Below are 20,371 nucleotides of genomic sequence, written 5' to 3' on the forward strand. Positions count from 1 at the left end.
CGCCTGCCGAGGATACAAACCGGTGCGGTGAGCACCTCACCGGCGAGCCGCACCCGGCCGCCTCACCCGTCCGCCGCGCCCACCGCCCCGGCCGCGCGGCGCGGGCGCAGGCGCTGCACCCGGCCGGACACATCGGGACGGGACCGCCGGGCGGGCCGCACCGACGCCTCGGGGGTGCCGATGTCCAGAGCGCCCAGGAGCCGTTCCCCCGGGCCGACGCCCAGCAGCTCCCGGGCCCCGGGGCTCTCGCACAGCCGTCCGGTGCGCCAGATGCTGCCGAAGCCCCGCGCATGGAGCAGCAGCATCAGGCCGTAGGCGACGGAACTGGCCGCGGCCAGCTGCTCCCATTCCGGAACCCTGTGTTCCGCGGTGGGGGAGAAGACGAGCACCGCTTTGAGGGGCACGGTGGTGTCGGCACCCCGGCGCCGGGAGCCGGGGTCCGCCTCCGCCGCCAGGCGGGCACCGAGTTCCTCCAGGGCCGTGTCGCGCAGCATGATCCAGCGCCAGGGTCGCAGTCCGCCGTGGTCGGGGGCGGCCGCGGCGCCTTTGAGCAGATAGGTGAACTCGGCGTCGGAGGGGGCCGGGGCGCGCAGTGTGTGGACGCTGCGCCGAGTGAGGATGGCCGTCATCACGTCCATGGCGTCACGTCCACCGGACGAGGTCGGCGCCGATCAGGCCGGTGAAGCAGGTGAGCAGCAGCCTGCCGCGGGGCGTGTCGGCCCCGCCGCCGAGGACGGCGTGCACCAGGTTCCCGTTGATCACACAGAGGTCCCCGGTCTCCACCGGGATCTCCAGGCTGGGGTGGTCCGCGAGGAGTTCCGGAGGATAGGGATAGCCGCTGTGCGTGAGGCCGAGCTCCGCGCGCGTGGCGTCGTCGGGAGCGACGTTCCACATCCGCAGCTGCCCGGTGTCGCCGGGCACGTGGGGGTAGACGTTCACGGCCATGACACGGCGGACGTCCTGGACCTCGAACCCGGTCTGCAGCGGGTCGCTCAGTTGGGCGAGGTCCTCGTGCGGCAGCAGGAGGTACTCGCCGGTGTTGTTCCAGCACACCGCCTTGGAGCCGGCCGCGGAACGGCCGCCGTGGGCGGCGAGGCGGGCTCGTGCCACGGCGCCCTCCGCGACGAGCGCGGCGAGCAGCGTCTCGATGGGATCGTCCGCGTCCTGGTAGAGCGCCCGCACGGCGTCGGCGGTGCTCTCGACGTCCGCCAGGTACGCGTCGGTGTCCTTGTCGATGTGCGAGGCGCCGACCAGATACGCCTCCACCCCGTCGGCGCCCTCGCCGTGTCGCGGTGTACGCCCGGGAGATCGCCGGAAGTTGCGGGTGATGGCCTCGCAGTGGCGGGCGGGGACGAAGCCCGGCACCCGGTAGGCCGCCAGCCGGCCGTGCAGGACGTCGAGCACCTTGCCGGTGTCGAGCCGCCCCGGCGTCTCGCACACCGTGAACCGGTCCGCGGGCAGGGCCTCGCCCGTGATCCGCGGGGTGACCGTTTCGGCGATCAAGGTTCCTCCCTGTGGGTCTGCGCTGCGTCCAGGTCCCTCCGATCATGACCGGCGGTCCCGGTCGGGAGCCGACGTCCGGCTGCTCGCCCGCCCTGTCCGACACCGCACGTCGGGGGCACGGCCACGGGGCGGCACGGGGGACGGTACGGTCTTGGTACGGAACTGCGCGCGGTCTGCGCGCGGTCTGCGCGCGGTCTGCGCGCGGTGCCGCGGCCTGTGCGCGCCGACGCTCTCCCGGCGCCCGACGCGCCCCGCGCCCGGGAGACGGCCGCGAGGCTCCCCTTCCCCGTAGCGGACCCACTGCTCGGCCGCAGCCACGGCGTCTACCAGGGCGACCACCGGTGTCCGAGTGCCCATCAGGTGCCCGCGCCCCGTCAGCCGGACCCGTCAGCATCGATGCGTCGCCCATCCCGCGTCCGAAAGGATCGCCATGCCTGGCAACATCGTTCTCAACGCCGATGCCCGCGACGTGATACAGACCCTGACCGACGTCGGTGAACACCTGGTGGCCGGAAGCACCCTCTCCGGCATCCTGGGCGTCGGGCCCGAGGACTGGGCCCGCTTCGCACGGAACTGGGACGACCTCTGCCTCGACACGTTCATGGCGGACGGCGGTACGTACCGCTCCCGCCGTTACGGACGGTTCGAGCTGGACCCGCACGCCGGCGAACTCACCGCGCTGCCCCACGAGCCGTACCGGCAGGAGCGTTACTACAACCGGCTCAACGGCGGTGTCGACCGGGTCTACGAGCCCCTGACGCCGGCGTTCGCCGAGGATCCGCTGCTGCGGGGCCTGCTCGTCTGGCTCGGCCAGGTCTTCACCACGATCGACGACACCCAGCGGTGGCTGATCAAGCTGCACCCGGTGCGCATCACCGCCGGCGCGGACATCGGCAAGCCGGCGCCGGAGGGCCGCCACCGTGACGGCGAGACCTTCGTCGGATCGCTGCTGGTCGACCGGCTCAACATCACCGGCGGGGAGAGCTCGACGTACGACGAGGCGGGCAAGCGGCTGCGTACCGTCACCCTGTCCGAGCCCGGTGACCTGCTGCTCAACGACGACCAGCGCACCTACCACGCGGTGACCCCGATCGAGGCCGTCGACAAGGAGCAGCCGGCCCACCGCGACGTCCTGGTGCTGAACTACTCCGCGCTGCCCGGCCGGCTGGCATGACCCGCACGACGACCAAGGAAGGGGAGTGCTCATGACCTCACGCCGACTGGGTGACCAGGGCCTCACCGTGCCCCCCATAGGCCTCGGCTGCATGGGGATGTCCCAGGACTACGGTCCCGCCGACGACGACGAGTCCCTTGCCGTGCTGCGGCGTGCCCTGGACCTCGGCGTCACGCTGCTCGACACGTCCATGAGCTACGGCGCCGGCCACAACGAGCAGCTGGTGGGCCGTGCGATCGAGGGCCGCCGGGCCGAGGTCACCGTGGCGACGAAGTTCGGCATCGTACGGGAGCGGCGCGGTGATCCGGCACGGCTGGGGGCCCGGCCCGCGGACATCCGCCGGTACTGCGAGGCATCGCTCAAGCGGCTGGGCACCGACTACATCGACCTGTACTACCTGCACCGCGTCGATCCCGAGGTGCCGATCGAGGACAGCGTCGGGGCGATGGCCGAGCTGGTGGGCGAGGGCAAGGTGCGCTACCTCGGGCTGTCCGAGACCAACGAGGAGGAGTTGACGCGCGCGGTCGGTGTGCATCCCATCAGCGCGGTGCAGTACGAATGGTCGCTCTGGTGGCGGGAGATCGAGGACGACATCGTGCCGCTGGCCCGCAAACTGGGCGTCGGGCTGGTCGCGTTCAGTCCGCTCGGCCGTGGCTTCCTCACCGGAGCGCTGAACCTGGAGACGCTGACCGAGGACGACGACCGGCTTCCCGACCAGCGCTTCCACGGTGAGCACCTGGCCCGCAACGCCGCGCAGGTGCGGCGCCTGCGGGAGCTGGCCGACGCACGCGGGGTGACGCCGGGGCAGCTGGCACTGGCCTGGCTGCTCGCCCAGGGCGATGACGTCGTGGCGATTCCGGGTACCCGCAACGGGCAGCGGCTGATGGAGAACGTCGGGGCCGCCGAGCTGTCCCTGTCCCCGTCGGACGTCCAGGAGATCGAGGCGGCGATCCCGCGGTCCGCCTGGTCGGGCGACCGGCACTCCTTCGCCGTACCGCGCACCCAGCGAGCCGCCGGGTAGGTCCTCGGCACACGCAGGAGGCCACGGCACGGTGTACGGCGGCGTTCGCCGCCTGTGCCGTGGCCTCCGCGCGGTGCCCGGGTCCGGTGACGGTGCCGGTTGCCGGGGTGCCGGGTCAGGGGACCTCGGAGGGCTGCCGCGGCTCGGGGTGCCGCTCCCGTGCGGGCGGCCGGCGGGGCGTCCGGCCCGGGAGCAGCCCGAGCACGAGCGAGCAGCTGCCGACGACCACGGCCGTGCCCAGGAGCTGTACCCACGACAGACGTTCGTCCAGGACGGCCGAGCCGACGACCACCGCGACGGCCGTCACCGCGAATTCGACGCTGAGCGCCCGGGTGGCTCCGACGCCGGCGACGAGCCGGAAGTACAGGACGTACATCACGCCGCTCATGACTCCGCCCAGCAGCAGGAGGTACACGTAGTCGGCGAAGCCGGGCGCGGCGGCCACCGGCACCAGGAAGAGCAGCGGGAGGGTCAGCACCCCGCCGAAGAAGAAGGAACCGACGGTCAGTTCCCACGATCCGACGTCGTGCAGCCGGGCCCTGGCGTAGTTGCTTCCGAAGGCGGCCGAGAGCGCCCCGACGAGCGAGCCGACGCAGCCGAGGAGGAAGGAGCCGGTGAGCGGGGCGTCCGGAAAGCCCACGAGCAGCACGATGCCCACGATGCCGAGCGACAGGCCGACCCAGCCCCGTACCGTCATCCGCTCCAGGCCCCACAGATGGCCGATGACCATGGAGAACAGGGGAATCGTCGCCACGAAGATGGCGGCCATGGCCGAGCCGATGCGGGGAGTGGCGTACGAGACACCGATCAGCTGGCCGGCGACGGTGGTCGCACCCACGACGGCGAACGGCCACCAGTGGGCGGTGAAGTGGAGGCGGCGTCTGCCCATCACGGCGACCAGGGCCACGACAGCGCCGGCGATCAGTGCCCGGAAGGTCACCGCACCCACCCAGCCGAAGGTCCGCTCCACTCGTGCCAGCACGGCGAACGACACGCCCCAGACCACCGCGACGGTCCCGTAGCGAGCCACGTCAGCGCCCCGCATGCGCATCCTCCCTCTTTACGGCTCGTCCTGCGGACCGGCGGTGAGCGCCCCCGGTCCGCGATCACCGTACCCCGGCGCCAACGCACATGTGTTCACACGTAGTTGGCCTCGACGCGCGGCCGCTCGCCGGTGAACCGGCCCGCGTCCAGGGGTGTGACGTCGACGAACGGCCGCCGGTCGAGCACCAGGTCCCGGACGACCTCACCGACCGCGGGGGCCTGGAGGAAGCCATGCCCCGAGAAGCCGCAGGCGTACAGGAACCTGCCCACGTCGCCGGCCTCTCCGATGAGGGCGTTGTGGTCCGGGGTGATCTCGTAGAAACCGGTCCAGCCCCCGGCGAGGCCGACATCCAGCAGCGGGGGAACCCGCCGGGCCATCGCCTCCGTCAACCGCGGCAGCCAGGCCTCGGAGGGCTTCAGCCGGAAACCGGGCGGCTCTTCGGGGTCCGACATGCCGAGGAGGAAGCCCTGGCCCTCGCGCCGGAAGTAGAAGGCGGAGGAGAAGTCGATCGTCAGGGGCACCCGCAGATCGGGGGCGAACGGCTCGGTGAAGACGATCTGTCTCTGGTAGGGCACCACCGGCAGCGTCGTTCCGACCATGTTCCCCACGGCCGCCGACCACGCCCCGGCGGCGCAGACGACCGTGGAGGTGGCGATGTCGCCACGGCTCGTCCGGACGGCGCGGATCTCCCCGCCGAGGGTCTCGATCCCGAGCACCTCGCAGTGCGTCTCCAGGTGTGCGCCGTGCCTGCGGGCGCCCGTCGCGTACCCGAGGACCACGGACTCGGGCGTGCAGTGGCCGTCGTCGGGTGAGTACGCCCCGGCCAGGAGCCCTTCCTCCTCGATCAGGGGCGACAGCCGCCGGGCCTCCGCCGTGTCGATCATCCGGCTGGGCACGCCGAGCGAGTTCTGCAGGGCGACGCCCGCCTCGAACGACGCGACGTCCTCGGGGCGTGACAGCAGGAACAGGTATCCCGACGAGCGCAGGTCGATCTCCTGGCGGGGGCGGTGGCCGAAGGCACGGTAGGCCTCCAGACTCCGTGCGCCGAGCTGGATGTTGAGCGCGTCGGAGAACTGCGCGCGCACCCCGCCCGCCGCCTTGGAGGTGGAGCCCGAGCCGAGCTCGGCGCGTTCGAGGAGGACGACGTCCCGGACGCCGGCTTCGGCCAGGTGGAAGGCGATGCTCGTACCGATCACGCCGCCGCCGACTATCACGACGTCCGCGGACGCTGGAAGTGTCACCGTGTGCTCTCCCTCTCGCTGGTGGCGTGCGCCCGGGTCCGGGGCCATGTCCGATGATGGGCGTCCGGCCTGACAGGTCGTGGTCGGCCGGATCACCGGCGGCCCCGGGAAAGGTGCTGGACAGCCTCCGGGCAACGGTCCGCCTGTGGGCCCGGTACGGGTACGCGTCCACGCACCGGCGTAGCCGCCCCCGTACGCGCCCGCGCACCGCGAAGCCGGCCCCGTACGCGCCCAGCGCACCGCGAAGCCGGCCCGCGTGGAGTCGCGCCGGCGACCGGCACGGGCCTCGCACCGCGGGGTGCGGCCGGGTGCGAACGCCCGTGCCAATCCCGCCGACGGCCCGGTGCACCGGCTCTGAACTGCGCTGTTACTCCTGTGACGGGCGTCGGCGAGTGCCATCGCAGTGACGCGGGAGGTTGCCACGATGGACGCGTGGCGGGCGCCGGTCCCGTACCGAGGGCCTCTCCCCCGACGATGTCTGGAGACGACTCATGACTGTTGCGCACACGAGCGAACTGGCCTCCAAGGAGAGCGGGCAGCGTACCGGCCCGGTGTGCTCCTACACCGAGTGGGATCCGCTGGAGGAGGTCATCGTCGGCATCGTGGACGGAGCCAGCTTCCCCTCCTGGCACATGGCGCTGCCGCCGGTGCTGCCCGAGGACCAGGTCGAGACCTTCCGTACGCGGGCGGGCCGGCCGTTCCCGGCCGAGCAGGTCGACGCTGCCCGGCGCGAACTCGAGGAGTTCGTCCACATCCTGGAGGCCGAGGGGGTGCGTGTACGGCGCCCGGAGCCGATTGCGCAGCGCACCACGTACAGCACGCTCGACTGGAGCAGCACCGGCATGTACGCGGCCATGCCGCGTGACACGCTGCTGGTGGTCGGCGAGGACATCATCGAGTGCCCGATGGCCTGGCGGTCGCGCTACTACGAAGCGCTCGCCTACCGTCCGCTGCTCAAGGAGTACTTCCACGGCGGTGCGCGGTGGAGCGCCGGGCCCAAGCCCGAACTCACCGACGCGCAGTTCGACCAGGACTGGACCGACGAGCACACGGGCGGTTCCGCGAACCTGGTGGTGACCGAGTTCGAGCCGACGTTCGACGCCGCCGACTTCATCCGCTGCGGCAGGGACATCATCGCCCAGATGAGCAATGTGACCAACGCGTTCGGCATCGAGTGGCTGCGCCGGCACCTCGGTGACGAATACCGCATCCATGTGCTGGAGTTCGACGACTCCCACCCGATGCACATCGACGCCACGCTGATGCCGCTCGCCCCGGGCAAGCTGCTCATCAACCCCGAGCGCGTACCCGAGGTCCCGGACCTGTTCAAGGGATGGGACGTGCTGGAGGCGCCGGCTCCGGTCATCCCCGACGCCCACCCGCTGTACATGACCAGCAAGTGGATCAACATGAACCTGCTGATGCTGGACGAGACCCGGGTCGTCGTCGAGGCCCAGGACGAGCCCATGATCAGCGCCCTGAAGAAGTTCGGGCTCACGCCCATCCCGTGCAACTTCCGCAACTTCAACAGCTTCGGTGGCTCCTTCCACTGCGCCACCCTCGACGTCCGCCGCCGGGGCACCCTCCAGTCCTACATCTGACCGGCCGCCAAGGCTCTGCGGAAAGGAGGACGGCGCACGATGCCCTTGTGGAAGCACAGCCCGAAGGATGCCCTGCTGTTCGGGTTCAGCGTCACGCAACTGACGCTGATGATCTGGCTCGCCACCCGGTGGTCGGGCTTCTCCGTCGCCGGCTGGCTGGGCCAGGCGGCTCTCGTCACCGTGATGACCGCCTACAACATCATCGTGGTGTCGCACCTGTTCACTCACGTGCCGTGGTTCACCTCGGCCCGGCTCAACGCCGTCGCGTCGGTCGTGAACTCGATCTGCATCGGACAGTCGGCGCAGGCCTACGAGTTGAGCCATGTGCGCAACCACCACCGGTTCAACAACGATCCCATCGGCCCGGACGGCACGACCCGGGACACCAGCTCGACCTACCGCGACGGACAGGACGGCGATCACGCTCCGCTGTCGCGCTACATCCTCAGCGGGGCGCGCGACACGTTCCTGGACCGTGGCAAGGAGATGTTCGCCGTGACCCGGCTGTGGCGCGTCGGCTCGGCCGAGCGGAAGCTGCTGGAGCTGGCAGCCCGCAGGGAGCCGCGGCGCACCGTGGAGCTGCGCCAGGTGCAGGCCGACCGCGCCGCGCACTGCCTGGCCCTGGCCGGATTCGCGGTGCTGTCGTGGCAGTGGACGGTGTTCTGCTACCTGCCGGCGTTCTTCACGGCCCTCGTGCTGGTCAACGTGCAGAACTACTACCGGCATTACGGCGCCGACCCCAGCCGGCGGACGGCGGACGCGGTGAGCCACTACGGCCGCCTGTACAACCTGCTCACCTTCAACGACGGCTACCACCAGGAACACCACCTCAGCCCCGCCACCCACTGGTCGCAGCTGCCCGCGGTGTACCAACGGCGGCTGGAGACCGCCGAGACGGGACCGCGGATCATCAGCCCCGTACCGGCGATGCTCGGCTTCCTGCACCGGGACCGTCCCCTGCTGCACCGGACCGCCGACGACGGCCGGCGTTCCTGATCCACCGCACCATCCCACGCGACCGGGCCTTGGACGCAGTACGTCCGGTCGCGCCCTCCTTCGACCGAAAGGCCATGGTGTGATGCTCGACAAGAAGCCTGCCCTCAGTGTGACCCTGAACGGTGCGGACGCCCCCGTGCAGGGCTGGGTGGTCGTGGACTCGCTGGTGGAGTCCATGGCCATGGGCGGAACCCGGATGACGGCCACCGTCACCGAGGACGAGGTCCGCGCGCTCGCCAAAGGAATGACCGCCAAGCTGAGCCTGGTGGGCCTGCCCATCGGGGGAGCCAAGGCCGGTATCGTCGCGACCGGCAAGCCGCGGGAGCACGCCCTCGAACACTTCGGCCGGACGGTGGCGCCACTGCTCCACGGTGGCGTCCACCTCGGCTGCGACCTCGGGATCAACCAGGCCGACCGGGCGGCCTTCTACGACGCCGCCGACTACGACGTGCGCAGGCTCACCCGCTGCGCCCGGCTGCCGATGGACTGGGGCACGTACTGGGAACCGCTCGTGGACATCACGGGCCACGGCGTCGGTGTCGCCACCCTGACCGCGGTGGCGGGAATGCCCGGTCCCGCCTCCCGGCGTGTGGTGATCCAGGGGTTCGGCGCCGTGGGACGGGGTGTCGCCAAGTACCTCGAACGGCACGGTCACCGCATCGTCGGCGTGGCCGACGTCCAGGGAACGGTCAGCTGCCCCGACGGCCTGCCCGTCGACGGGTTGATCAAGGCGACGGACCCGGCCGGCACCGTCGACCGCGCTCTCCTGCCCGACTCCGTCACCATCGCGAACGGTGCCGACGCCTGGCTGGACGTCGACGCCGACGTCCTCGTACTCGCGGCGAACATGAACGCCGTCCACGCGGGCAACGCGGCCCAGGTGCGCGCCGCGCTCATCGTCGAGGGCGGCAACCTGTGCTGCTCGCCGGAGGCGAAGGACGCCCTGGCCGCCCAGGGCGTCGTCGTCATCCCGGACGTCGTGGCGAACGTGGGCGGTGCGGCCGCCGGGGGCTGCGCCCTCACCGGGACGGTCCCCTTCGACCTGCCCCGCGACCAGATGGCCGCCTGGGTCTTCGACTGGGTCCAGGAGCGAGTGGAGCGCAACACGCGCGAGGTCCTGGAGGTCATGGCGGGCGGCGCACCGGACCCGGTCGCCACCCTGCTGACGGCCCGGCGGACCGCCACCGTCTGACCCCGCGCCGACCCCGACAACCCCCTGTCGAAGGAGATGACATGACATCGTCCGCTGACGGCACACCGCCCGGCCGCACGGTCGCGCAGGCCCTGGCCGACTTCGTACACGACACCTTGGACTGCGACCGGATCTTCACCGTCCCCGGCGAGGCGGTGCTGCCCCTGGTCAGCCTCGCCGGAGAAATGGGCGTGGACCTGGTCCCCATGCGCCACGAGTCGGGTGCGGGCTTCGCGGCCCTGGCCGACTCCTGGCTGACCGGGCGGCCGGCGGTGGTCGCCGTCAACCGCTCCCCCGGTGCGGCGAACCTGGGCATCGCGCTGGACGTCACCCGCTGCGACCGCACCCCCATCCTGGTCGTGGTGGGAACCTCGCGCCGCGACCAGGACCGGCGTACGGGATACCAGTCCCTCGACCCCGAGGCCCAACTGGGCGGCCTCGCGCATGTGATCACCATCACCGGCGGGCCGCAACTGCCCAAGCTGCTGGCCGAGGCGGCCGAGCTGCTGCGTGCCCCGCTCCCGGCCACCGTGGTGTTCTCCGTTCCGCAGGACGTCTGGGAGGAGGAGGTCCCCGCGGCGGACGGTCCCTCGGACGTCCCTTCGAGTCGCCTGTCCCCGGCGCCCCGGACGGACGACGAGGCCGACCGCGCCGTGGCCGAGCGGGTCCGCGAGGCCCTGCTGGCAGCCGAACGCCCGGTCGTGGTGGCGGGGCGGCTCCTGCGGAGCGAGGACGGCACCGGCCCCGGTGAGGCCCTCGACCGCTTCGCGCGGCAGGCTCTGGTCCCCGTGCTGCTCGGCAACAAACAGCAGGACCTGATGGACAATGCCGCGCCCGGCTATGCCGGCGACGTGCACCAGGGCACCCATCCCGAGACCCGGGCCCGGCTCGAAGAGGCCGATCTGGTGCTCTTCCTGGGCGAGTTGCCCTGGGAGGTCCATCTCATGCGGTGGTACAGCGACCAGCCCCTGATGACGGTTCATCCGGAACCCGCGGGTCCCGGAGAGCGGCTGGCCGCCGACCCGCGCCGGGTCCTCACCCTGCTGGGCGGCGCGGACTGGGCCGCCTCACCGCAGCGGCGGGCCTGGGCAGAGGACTGGCGCGCCCTGGAGACCCGGCTGAGCGAACCGGCTCCGCGGCGGTACGCGGACGGTCTGGACTTCACCCATGTCGTCGCCGCGCTGGACACCCTGCTCCCGGACGACGCCCTCGTCTGCCTGGACGCGGGCAACTTCGGCAGCTGGGTCCACCGCTATCTGAAGGTGCGCGCCCAACAGCGCCTCCTCGCGGTGGCGGACGGGGCCATGGGCTTCGGCGTTCCGGGCGCCGTGGCCGCGGTACGGCGCCATCCGGAGCGGACCGTGGTCGCCCTCGTCGGCGACGGCGGCGTCCTGATGACCGGCAACGAGCTCGCCGTCCCCCACCCGGCCGGCCGCGGGCCCGTCGTGATCGTCGCGGACAACTCCGGGTACGGGGCCATCCGCACCCAGGGCGCCCGCGCCTTCCCCGGCACGGATGTCGCCGCCGAACTCGTGAGCCCGGACTTCACGCTCTGGGCACAGGCGTTCGGCGTCCCGGCGGAGCGCGTGACCACCGAGGCCGAGGTGCTTCCCGCGCTCCGGCGGGCGCTGGCCAGTGACCGCGGCTACCTGCTGCACGTACCCATCAGCCCCCTGGCGGCCCACGCCAACTTCGACATGCCGGGCGCGACCGGTCCGGCTCCGGCGCGCGGGAAGGACACGCCGTGTCCCACACCATGAGTGTCCCGCCGTCCACGGCCGGCGGTCTGGCCATCGCGGACTCGGTGCTCGACCTGATCGGCGACACCCCGCTGGTGCGGCTGAAGCGGATGAGCGAGGAGTACGGGCTTACCTCGCTCCTGGCCATGAAGCTGGAGGCCGCCAACCCGGGGGGTTCCGCGAAGGACCGCCCGGCCCTGGAGATGGTGCTGCGGGCGGAGGCGGACGGTCTGCTCCGGCCCGGCGGCACGATCGTCGAACCGACCTCGGGCAACACCGGCGTGGGCCTGGCGATCGTGGCGGCCCAGCGCGGTTACCGGTGCGTCTTCGTCGTCACCGACAAGGTCTCCCCCGAGAAGGTCGACCTGCTGCGTGCCTACGGTGCCGAGGTCGTGGTGTGCCCCGTCGCCGTACCGCCCGACCACCCCGACAGCTACTACTCCACGGCCGAACGCCTGGTGACGGAGATCCCCGGCGCGTACCGTCCCAACCAGTACGCCAACCCGGCCAACCCGCAGGCGCACACCCTGACCACCGGCCCGGAGATCTGGCGGCAGACCGACGGCCGGGTGACCCACTTCGTCGCCGGAGCGGGGACCTGCGGCACGCTCACCGGAACCGCCCGCTACCTCAAGGCGCAGAACCCGGACGTACGCATCGTCGCGGCCGACCCGCGGGGCTCGGTCTACAGCGGCGGATCGGGCCGTCCGTACCTGGTCGAGGGGGTGGGCGAGGACTTCTTCCCCGCGGCCTGGGATCCGTCGCTGATCGACGAGGTGATCGAGGTCTCCGACCGGGACAGCTTCCTCATGGCCCGCCGGATATCGCGTACCGAGGGGATCCTGACCGGTGGCTCCGGCGGCATGGCGGTGGCGGCCGCGCTCCAGGTGGCCCGGCGCTGCGGCCCCGACGACGTGATCGTGGTGCTGAACCCCGACTCCGGCCGGGGCTACTTGTCCCGGGTGTTCAACGACACGTGGATGGCCACGCACGGCTTCCTCGGCGAGTCGGACGGTCCCACCCTCGCCGAGGTGCTGGCCCACCGCCCGGACCGCTCCCCGCTGCTGTACGTCAACCCGGCGCACACCGTGCGGGACGCCATCGCGGTCATGCAGCGGGAGGCGGTGAGCCAGCTGCCCGTCTGCAAGAACGAGCCTCCGTTCGCGACGGCCGAAGTGGTCGGTGCCGTGCACGAACTGGAGCTGATGGCCGGCGCCCACCAGGACCGCTCGGTGCTGGACAGGCCGGTGACGGAGCTGATGGGCCCGCGGCTGCCGACCATCGGCATCGGACAGCTGGCGGTACACGCCACACGGCTCCTGGAGCAGCACCCCGCCGTGCTGGTGCTGGCCGACGGCCGGCCGAGCACGGTGGTGACCCGATCGGACATGCTCACCTACTTCTCCCACACCTCCCGCGGTTGACGGCGGCGGGGCGGGGCGGGCCGTGCCCTCCGCCCCGCCCCGCCCCGCCACCCCTCGTCTGGAGCGCCCGTGCCACACCTTCGATCCCGTACCGTCACCCATGGCCGCGCCATGGCAGGCGCCCGAGCACTGTGGCGCGCCACCGGCATGACCTCGCAGGACTTCGGCAAGCCGATCGTGGCGGTGGCCAACAGCTACACCCAGTTCGTCCCCGGCCACACCCACCTGCGGGACGTCGGTGACATCGTCGCGGGCGCCGTGTACGAAGCGGGCGGTGTGGCACGGGAGTTCCACACCATCGCGGTCGACGACGGTATCGCGATGGGCCACAGCGGCATGCTGTACTCCCTGCCGTCCCGGGAGATGATCGCGGACTCGGTGGAGTACATGGTCAACGCGCACTGCGCGGACGCCCTGGTCTGCGTCTCCAACTGCGACAAGATCACCCCGGGGATGCTGCTGGCCGCGCTGCGGCTGAACATCCCCACCGTGTTCGTCTCCGGCGGCCCGATGGAGGCCGGCCGTTCGGGCGGTGACCGCCTGGACACCGTCGCGCCGATGGTCGCCGCCGCCGACCCGGCCGTCTCCGCCGACCGGCTGCGGCAGATCGAGGAGAGCGCCTGCCCCACCTGCGGCTCCTGCGCGGGCATGTTCACCGCCAACTCGATGAACTGCCTCACCGAGGCCATCGGCCTCGCCCTGCCCGGCAACGGCACCCTGCTGGCCACCCACCGCGGCCGGCGCGACCTGTTCGTCCAGGCCGGGTCGCGGATCGTCGCGCTCGCCCGGAGGTACTACGAGCACGGGGACGAATCGGTGCTGCCCCGTGGCATCGCCACCCATGACGCGTTCGCCAACGCGATGACCCTGGACATCGCGATGGGCGGCTCCACCAACACGATCCTGCACCTGCTCGCCGCCGCACGGGAGGCGGGCGTGCGCTTCGGGCTCGACGACATCGACGCCATCTCCCGGCAGGTTCCCTGGGTGTGCAAGGTCGCCCCGGCCACGAACGCCTACTACGTCGAGGACGTGCACCGGGCCGGCGGCGTACCGGGCATCCTGGGCGTCCTGGAGCGCGCCGGGCTGCTTCGTCCGGACACGGGCACGGTGCTCGGCGAGTCCCTCGGCACCGTCGTCCGCACCTGGGATCCCCTGTCACCGGAGGCGACGCCCCAGGCGTTGGAGCTGTGGCGGGCGGCTCCGGGCGGCACCCGGACCGTGGCGGCGTTCGGGCAGGACGCCCGCTGGCCCTCCCTCGACCTCGACCGCGCCTCCGGCTGCGTCCGCGACGTCGAGCACGCCTACACCGCCGACGGCGGCCTGGCCGTGCTGCGCGGCAACCTCGCCCCGGACGGCTGCGTGGTCAAGACCGCGGGTGTGGAGCCGTCCCTGTGGACGTTCCGCGGCCCGGCCGTCGTGTTCGAGTCCCAGGAGGACGCCGTCGAAGCGATCCTGGGCGGGGGCGTACGGCCGGGTGACGCGGTGGTCATCCGGTACGAGGGTCCCAAGGGCGGCCCCGGTATGCAGGAGATGCTGCACCCCACCAGCTTCCTCAAGGGCAAGGGACTGGGGCGCAGCTGCGCCCTGATCACCGACGGCCGGTTCTCCGGCGCGACGTCGGGCCTGTCCGTCGGCCACCTCTCCCCCGAGGCGGCCGAGGGAGGTCCTCTGGCGCTGGTGGAGAACGGTGATCTCATCGAGATCGACATCCCCGCACGCTCCATCCGCCTCGCGGTCGGTGCGACGGAGCTAGCGGCCCGGAAGGACCGTCTGATCGCCGAGCGGGGGGCTTTCCGTCCCCACGGCCGTGAGAACCGTCCCGTCACCGCCGCACTGGCCGCGTACGCCGCGCTCACCACGTCCGCCTCGACGGGGGCCGCTCGCGATGTGTCCCAGCTGCTACCCGGCGTAGGTCTCGTACTCGGCGACCTTCGGTGTGCGGGTGGAGCTGGTGATCTCGAAGGTGATCTTCTGAAGTGAGGTCCTCGCGAAGGAGATGACGCCCGCTCCGCTGCCGGAGGCCAGGACGGTACCGGTGTCGCCGTTGACGAGCCTCCAGGAGCCGATGCTGCCCTCGGAGCCGGCCGCCTCCCGGATACCGACGCGGGACACCGCGGTGGGGGAACCCCACTTGATCGAGACGTAACCGGTCGAGCCGGTCGGCGACCAGTAGGTGCTCAGGTTGCCGTCCCGCACGTTGCCGTAGCTGGTGCCGTCGGCCTTGCTGGAACCGTCGGAGCCGGCCCCGATGCTGAGGTTGGTGCCGCTGGGCTGGGTGGGCGTCGGGGTCGGGGTCGGGGTGGGCGTGGTGGGGGTCGGCGTCGGGGTCGGGGTCGGGTCCGGCGTCTGGGGTGAGCAGTTGCCGTCCGACACCTGTAGCCCCTTGTTGGCGCCTGCCGTACGGCTCACGACGTCCGGGACGCAGCCGGCGGCGTCCAGGGCGTAGGCGTACGGGATGCCGACGGTGGTGGTGGACTGCGGGTTGGGCCCGGCGGGGTTGTGGTCGCTGTCGCGGGCGGACCAGGTCACGTTGTCGAAGATGTTGCCGCCGACCTGCCAGTAGCCGGCCGCGTCGGTATAGAAGGTTCCAAGGACGTCCTTGGAGTCCTCGAAGTAGTTGTTGTCCACCTTGGCGCGCGCCCCGGCCCGGGAGTTGATGCCCGAGTCGTTGAGGCTCTTGTAGTGGTTGTTGTAGATGTGGGCGATGCCTCCGCGCAGCAGCGGTGCACGGGAGTCGATGTTCTCGTACAGGTTGTGGTGGAAGGTGACGTAGCCGTTGGAGGTGTCGGTCTCGCTGGAGCCGATCAGGCCGCCACGGCCGGAGTTGCGCAGGGTGCTGTAGGACAGGGTGACGTACTGGGTGTTGTCCTTCATGTCGAAGAGGCCGTCGTAGCCCTCCGACTCGCCGCCCGACGCCTCCAGGGTGACGTGATCGACCCAGACGTTGCGTACGTTGCTCTCCATGCCGATGGCGTCACCGCCGTTGGACGTGGGGGAACCCGACTTCTTGACGTTCCGTACCGTCACGTTCTGGATGATGATGTTGCGGGAGTCGCGAATGTGGATGCCCAACTGGTCGAAGACGGCTCCGCCGCCGACCCCGACGATGGTGACGTTGCTGATCTGCTTGAGTTCGATCACGCCGTCGGCGGTGCTGCAACTGCCGCCCGACACCTTGGTGGTGTTGCCGTGGTTGATCGTCCCCTCCACCTGGATGGTGATGGGGGTGCTGCTGCTGGCCCGGCCGCACAGTGCCGCGTGGATCGCGGTCCCCGTGGTCGCCCGTACCGTCTGCCCGCCCGCTCCGCCGGTGGTCCCGCCGTTCTGGGTCGCGTAGCCGGTGGCGCCGGCGGCTGCTGCCGACGCTTCCGGTATCGGCAGGACCGCGACCGCGGTACCCGCCAGGGCCACGGTGGCCAGCGCCGTACAGAGTCGTAGTCCGGCTGTTCGTCTCATGATGGCTGCCCTCTCGTCTTCGCCTGCCGGTGGTCCGGCAATGGCGGCGCCGTTCGCCACCGTCGGCTCGGCCGGGCGACGGCGGATGACTCGGGAAAGCGCTTTCTGGCCGCGACGATAGGAGCCCGCCCCGGGAGTGGCAAGGCTTCGCGCATCGGCTGGTTCAGAAACATGGATGACGATCGGTCGAAGTCGCCGCATTGGACATACTTCTGACCCTCGTTCAGCTACCTGTACGCGGCGGGCTGTGCGAGCACGAAGAGCCTCAGGCCGGCCCTGGAGCCGATCCGGGTGCCCCGGCCGGGGATGAGGGCGGCCCCGCGGGCGCCCGGACCGGGTGCGGGCCGGCACGGCATACGACTCCCGCCGCCACCGGGCCCCCCTGCGCGGACGCGGCAGCAAGGCGACCGGCCGTCCCCGTCTCCGTCCCCGCCCCCGTTCCCGCCCTCGCCCTCGCCGACCGGGTCCACCATCGGCTCGGGCTCCGTACGAATGGCTTGACCAGCGTGTTCCCCACGGTCTCAGGGCATCCCGGCGCCCACTGCCGCGACGGGGCCCACGCATGGCGTACTCCACAAGGAGTCGCCACGCAGGATTCCCTGGTGCGTGATCTGCACCTCGGCGCCGGGATCGACACCGAGTTCGTCCGCCAGGCGCCGGCGCAGGGTCTCGAACAACTCCAGCGCGACCGCACGCTGCCCGACGCCCGCCAGCACCGTCATGAGGCGGGCATGCGCCGACTCGTGCAGGGGGTTCGCCGCCACGAACCGGTGCAGCGGCGTGAGGAGTTGCTCGTACCGGCCGACCCGGGCCGCGACGTCTGCGTACTCCAGCAGCACGGTCTCCAGCTGGCGCACCAGGGCCGCCCGCGCCGCGTGCATGTGCAGCCCCGGGAGGTCGGCGAGCGGCTCCCCTCGCCACAGGCCCAGCGCCTGCTGGTAGAAACCGATCGCCGCCTCGAGTCGCCCGGCGGCGCACTCACGCCGGGCGTACTCCACCAGCCTGCCGAAGGCCAGGATGTCGAGCTGGTCGTCATTGACGCGCAGCTCGTACCCGCCACCCGTCGCGATCAGCACGCTCGACGCCGTGCCCTTCGGCTGGATCCGCTGCCGCAGCCGGGACACCTGGGTACGGACCAACTCGACGATGGTGCGCGGCGGCTGGGCACCCCAGATGGCGTCGACCAGGGCATCGCCCCGCACCGGCACCCCCGGGGACAGCGCGAGCAGTCCGAGCAGCGTGCGCTGTCTCTCCGAGCGCAGCTCCACGGGAGCGCCGTCCACCAGGACCGAGAGCGGTCCCAGTATCTGCAGTCTTAAGTCCTGGGCGAGCACCGGCCCTTGCCGCCCGACCCGGAGCAGCTCCTGCCGCTCCACGGGCGACAGGTCCAGCGCGGCCGCGAGCCGCCGCAGGGTGCCGCCACGGGGACGGACGACCCGCTGCTGCTCGATGTCCCGCAGCCCACCGAGGCTGATCCTCGCCCGTGCTGCCAGCTCGTCCTGCGTCAGACCGGCGCGCTGCCGGAAGTCCTGCACCAGATAGGCCAGTTCTCGTTGGGTCTGGTGACCATTCATGAAGCCTCCAGGAACACGATCAGTGATTGCGAAGGGGGACACTGCGACTGTCACGTAGGTGGGGGGCGGCAGGCGTGTCCGGGGGCCGACGCTCGCAGGTCATGCGGAGGCCGGCGCTCCGGTCAAAGGTGGTCGAGTGACGGCGGCGGCGCGGGGCGCCACGCCCCGAGGAGAGAAGCAGGCACCGACGGGGCCCGCGGAAAGGCATGACGGCGTGAACCCGCCGGACCGCTGGGGCGACCACCGCCCCACCGGCGACGGCCGGGGTACATCAGTCCCTCACGAGGTGGCCGTGCCGTCATGGAAAGGGAAGTGTGGCGCTCAGTGGATCACATGCGCTGCGGCGCGAGGGTCGCGACCGGACCCGGCCGACGGCGCGGGGGCCGTGGTGGCACGTGCCTCGCGTCGATCCGGCTCCAGCCCCCGGGCGCGGGGCGCGGATCAGCGCGATGCGCACGTGGGAGCCGGCGATCGCCGAGGAGCCGGCCGAGCAGGCCAAGCGTCACCCGCTGCACGACGGGTTCGCGCAGCCCCGCGTGGAGGACGAACAGCAGCACCGGCCACTGGAGCCGCACGGCCGCCGAAACCGCCCGTAACACTCTGTCCGCGACGAGCGAGACGGTCGCCCCGGCCTTGGACTCGGCCATCCTGACGACCGGCGTGCCACCGCCGCGGACGTCGAACGTATCGAATGTCACAACCGGTTCCCCCTCTTCTACGGCGTGCGGCACCGGCGCGCGGCACGGATCCGCAAGGACCGACCGGGTCGACCGGGGCGGGAAGTCCGGGGCAGAGCCGACCGGACCCTTGAATCAATTCCTCAGAAGACGAAGCTCCAGCCCCTGGGGCATGGTGAATGTCCCCCCAAAGGGTTTCCCATCACCCTCGGGCGGACGCAGTGAGCGCGTGATCGAGTCCGGTGGAAAGTCGGCAAAGAAAGTCGGCAGGAAGTCGGAGAAGACGGGCGGAGTCAATCAGAGACGAGGGCGGTACGCATATGAGCCTTCACCTACCCATACCCCGCACCACTCGGACGCTGAGTGTGGAGATACCGATTTCATCGACCGCAGCAAAGGGAAGGCGGTCGGGCGACCGTCCAGGTCTCATCGACTCACTCCCCCACCATTCCGGATGAGATTTTTGAGCCCACCCGTCCCAGGGGGACCCGCAACAGAAACGTTAGTTAACCGCGATCACCGCCGCAATGGGCAGTCTCGCCATCCGAGACATTTCAACGATCGGTTCCGGATATCCGAATTGCGCAACCCGGCCGGGCGGGCCTCAGTGGGCGAAGACCGTACTGGCCAGCACCACGTGGACGGCCGTGCCGCCGAGGATGCTCAGGAGCGCGTTGCGGCGCCACAGATGCAGGCCGATGGTGACGGCCAGGGCGGCCGCGGGAGCCAGGACGCGCGCTTCGGTGAGCGGGAGCTCCCGGAGGCAGTAGACGACGAGGATCACCATGACGCCGGCGGGCATGCGCGTGCTGAGGTAGTGGACGGTGCGGCTCGCGCGCAGCGGTGCGAGGACGGCGAAGGGCAGGGCGCGCAGGGCCCATGTGACGGCGGCGGTGACGACGACCGCGGCGATGGCGTAACGGGCATCAGACACGGCCGGGCTTCCTGCCGGTGACGAAGTGGCGGACCAGGAGCCCGGCGGTGAACAGGGCGAAAGCGGCCAGGAGCAGCTGGCTCGGGAAGAGGAGCCGGGCGACCAGGGCACTGAGGACGGCGAGCACGGGGGTGGGCAGGTCGCCGCGCCGGTCCCGTACGGCGTCGATGGCGAGAACGGTGAACAGGGCGGTCAGGGCGAAGTCCAGGCCGGTGACGCCGTCCGGGATGAGGGTGCCGAGCAGGGCTCCGGCGGTCGCGCTCACGGCCCAGTACAGGTGCATGAAGAACTGCAGCCAGAGGATGCGCCGACTGGACCAGGAGCGGGCCCGCTCCCCGGCGGTCAGGGCGTACGCCTCGTCGCTGAGCGCGAAGGTGCCGTACGCCTTGCCGAGGCGGCCCGCCACACGGTGCAGGGGGAAGGACAGCGCATAGAAGACATGCCGGACGTTGACCATGAAGGCCGTCACGGCAATCGCGGCCAGCGGGGCCGCGGCGGTGACCAGGCCGATGAGCAGGAACTCGAACGATCCGCCGTAGATGAGCGCGGCGGACAGGCTCGCCCACCACCAGTGGAGGCCGGACTGGGTGACGAGTGCCCCGAAGGCGAGACCGAGCGGGAGGAATCCCAGGCCCACGTACGCGGAGTCCGCGAAGGCGGCCCGTATGTCGGACGCCGTCCTGGGCGGAGGCGTGGGGGCGGGCCGAGTCCGGTCGCCGACAACGGCGGGGCGTATTCGCATGGCGACATCTTAGGAAGAATCTCGCCTCATATGGTTGCCAATTATTGGG

Annotated in this window: 16 protein-coding genes and 1 pseudogene; 8 read left to right on the plus strand and 9 right to left on the minus strand. The window is 71.4% G+C overall.

Annotation, left to right across the window (positions count from 1 at the left end; all coding sequences use genetic code 11):
* Positions 1-62: 62 nt before the first annotated feature.
* Together AMK26_RS33640 and AMK26_RS33645 are read right to left on the minus strand one after the other, a co-directional pair.
* Positions 63-638: a nitroreductase family protein gene (locus AMK26_RS33640; protein ID WP_073759730.1), complete on the minus strand. Its 576-nt coding sequence runs from the start codon at positions 636-638 to the stop codon at positions 63-65.
* Positions 639-642: 4 nt separating this feature from the next.
* Positions 643-1,503, minus strand: a complete 861-nt coding sequence (locus AMK26_RS33645) for a hypothetical protein (protein WP_198944234.1) — start codon at positions 1,501-1,503, stop codon at positions 643-645.
* A 430-nt stretch (positions 1,504-1,933) separates the two neighbouring features.
* On the opposite strand from AMK26_RS33645, the gene AMK26_RS33650 reads away from it, so the two are divergent.
* Complete coding sequence (locus tag AMK26_RS33650; protein WP_073759732.1) at positions 1,934-2,677, plus strand: 2OG-Fe dioxygenase family protein; 744 nt, start codon at positions 1,934-1,936, stop codon at positions 2,675-2,677.
* A gap of 31 nt (positions 2,678-2,708) precedes the next feature.
* Positions 2,709-3,698, plus strand: coding sequence for an aldo/keto reductase (locus tag AMK26_RS33655; protein ID WP_073759943.1), 990 nt, complete (start codon positions 2,709-2,711; stop codon positions 3,696-3,698).
* 115 nt (positions 3,699-3,813) lie between these two features.
* On the opposite strand, the gene AMK26_RS33660 is transcribed toward AMK26_RS33655, so the two are convergent.
* Positions 3,814-4,743 carry a DMT family transporter gene (locus AMK26_RS33660; protein ID WP_073759945.1) on the minus strand — a complete coding sequence of 310 codons (930 nt, stop codon included), beginning with the start codon at positions 4,741-4,743 and terminating at the stop codon, positions 3,814-3,816.
* A gap of 92 nt (positions 4,744-4,835) precedes the next feature.
* A complete protein-coding gene (locus tag AMK26_RS33665; RefSeq protein WP_073759734.1) occupies positions 4,836-5,984 on the minus strand; it encodes an NAD(P)/FAD-dependent oxidoreductase in 1,149 nt (382 codons plus the stop codon).
* A 491-nt stretch (positions 5,985-6,475) separates the two neighbouring features.
* Here AMK26_RS33665 and AMK26_RS33670 point away from each other — a divergent pair, with 491 nt between their 5' ends.
* The 6 genes and pseudogenes from AMK26_RS33670 to ilvD all read left to right on the plus strand — a co-directional run.
* A complete protein-coding gene (locus AMK26_RS33670) occupies positions 6,476-7,585 on the plus strand; it encodes an amidinotransferase (protein ID WP_073759736.1) in 1,110 nt (369 codons plus the stop codon).
* Positions 7,586-7,624: 39 nt separating this feature from the next.
* On the plus strand, positions 7,625-8,581 hold the full coding sequence (locus tag AMK26_RS33675; protein ID WP_073759738.1) for a fatty acid desaturase family protein: 957 nt from the start codon (positions 7,625-7,627) through the stop codon (positions 8,579-8,581).
* Positions 8,582-8,663: 82 nt separating this feature from the next.
* Positions 8,664-9,773, plus strand: a complete 1,110-nt coding sequence (locus AMK26_RS33680) for a Glu/Leu/Phe/Val dehydrogenase dimerization domain-containing protein (RefSeq protein WP_073759740.1) — start codon at positions 8,664-8,666, stop codon at positions 9,771-9,773.
* Positions 9,774-9,814: 41 nt separating this feature from the next.
* The gene (locus AMK26_RS33685; protein WP_073759742.1) at positions 9,815-11,533 is read left to right on the plus strand and encodes a thiamine pyrophosphate-dependent enzyme; all 1,719 of its coding nucleotides are present in this window, start codon (positions 9,815-9,817) and stop codon (positions 11,531-11,533) included.
* Positions 11,534-11,559: 26 nt separating this feature from the next.
* The gene (locus AMK26_RS33690; RefSeq protein ID WP_107421107.1) at positions 11,560-12,936 is read left to right on the plus strand and encodes a cystathionine beta-synthase; all 1,377 of its coding nucleotides are present in this window, start codon (positions 11,560-11,562) and stop codon (positions 12,934-12,936) included.
* A gap of 69 nt (positions 12,937-13,005) precedes the next feature.
* Positions 13,006-14,841 (plus strand): annotated as a pseudogene (ilvD, locus tag AMK26_RS33695) (dihydroxy-acid dehydratase); the annotation flags it as partial.
* On the opposite strand, the gene AMK26_RS33700 reads toward ilvD, so the two are convergent.
* The 5 genes from AMK26_RS33700 to AMK26_RS33715 form a co-directional block, all read right to left on the minus strand.
* Complete coding sequence (locus tag AMK26_RS33700; RefSeq protein WP_073759744.1) at positions 14,839-16,395, minus strand: pectate lyase family protein; 1,557 nt, start codon at positions 16,393-16,395, stop codon at positions 14,839-14,841. The pseudogene ilvD and the gene AMK26_RS33700 sit on opposite strands and share 3 nt — an antisense overlap.
* A gap of 521 nt (positions 16,396-16,916) precedes the next feature.
* Entirely contained in the window at positions 16,917-17,969 is a 1,053-nt protein-coding gene (locus AMK26_RS33705) for a BTAD domain-containing putative transcriptional regulator (protein ID WP_073759746.1), read from the minus strand.
* Between the two features lie 329 nt (positions 17,970-18,298).
* Positions 18,299-18,667: a hypothetical protein gene (locus tag AMK26_RS37530; protein ID WP_143608698.1), complete on the minus strand. Its 369-nt coding sequence runs from the start codon at positions 18,665-18,667 to the stop codon at positions 18,299-18,301.
* A gap of 583 nt (positions 18,668-19,250) precedes the next feature.
* The gene (locus tag AMK26_RS33710; RefSeq protein ID WP_073759748.1) at positions 19,251-19,580 is read right to left on the minus strand and encodes a branched-chain amino acid transporter permease; all 330 of its coding nucleotides are present in this window, start codon (positions 19,578-19,580) and stop codon (positions 19,251-19,253) included.
* Entirely contained in the window at positions 19,573-20,322 is a 750-nt protein-coding gene (locus AMK26_RS33715) for an AzlC family ABC transporter permease (RefSeq protein ID WP_073759750.1), read from the minus strand. Before AMK26_RS33715 ends, AMK26_RS33710 begins: the two co-directional genes overlap by 8 nt.
* Between the last annotated feature and the right edge of the window lie 49 nt (positions 20,323-20,371).

The organism is Streptomyces sp. CB03234, assembly GCF_001905885.1.
GTDB lineage: Bacteria > Actinomycetota > Actinomycetes > Streptomycetales > Streptomycetaceae > Streptomyces.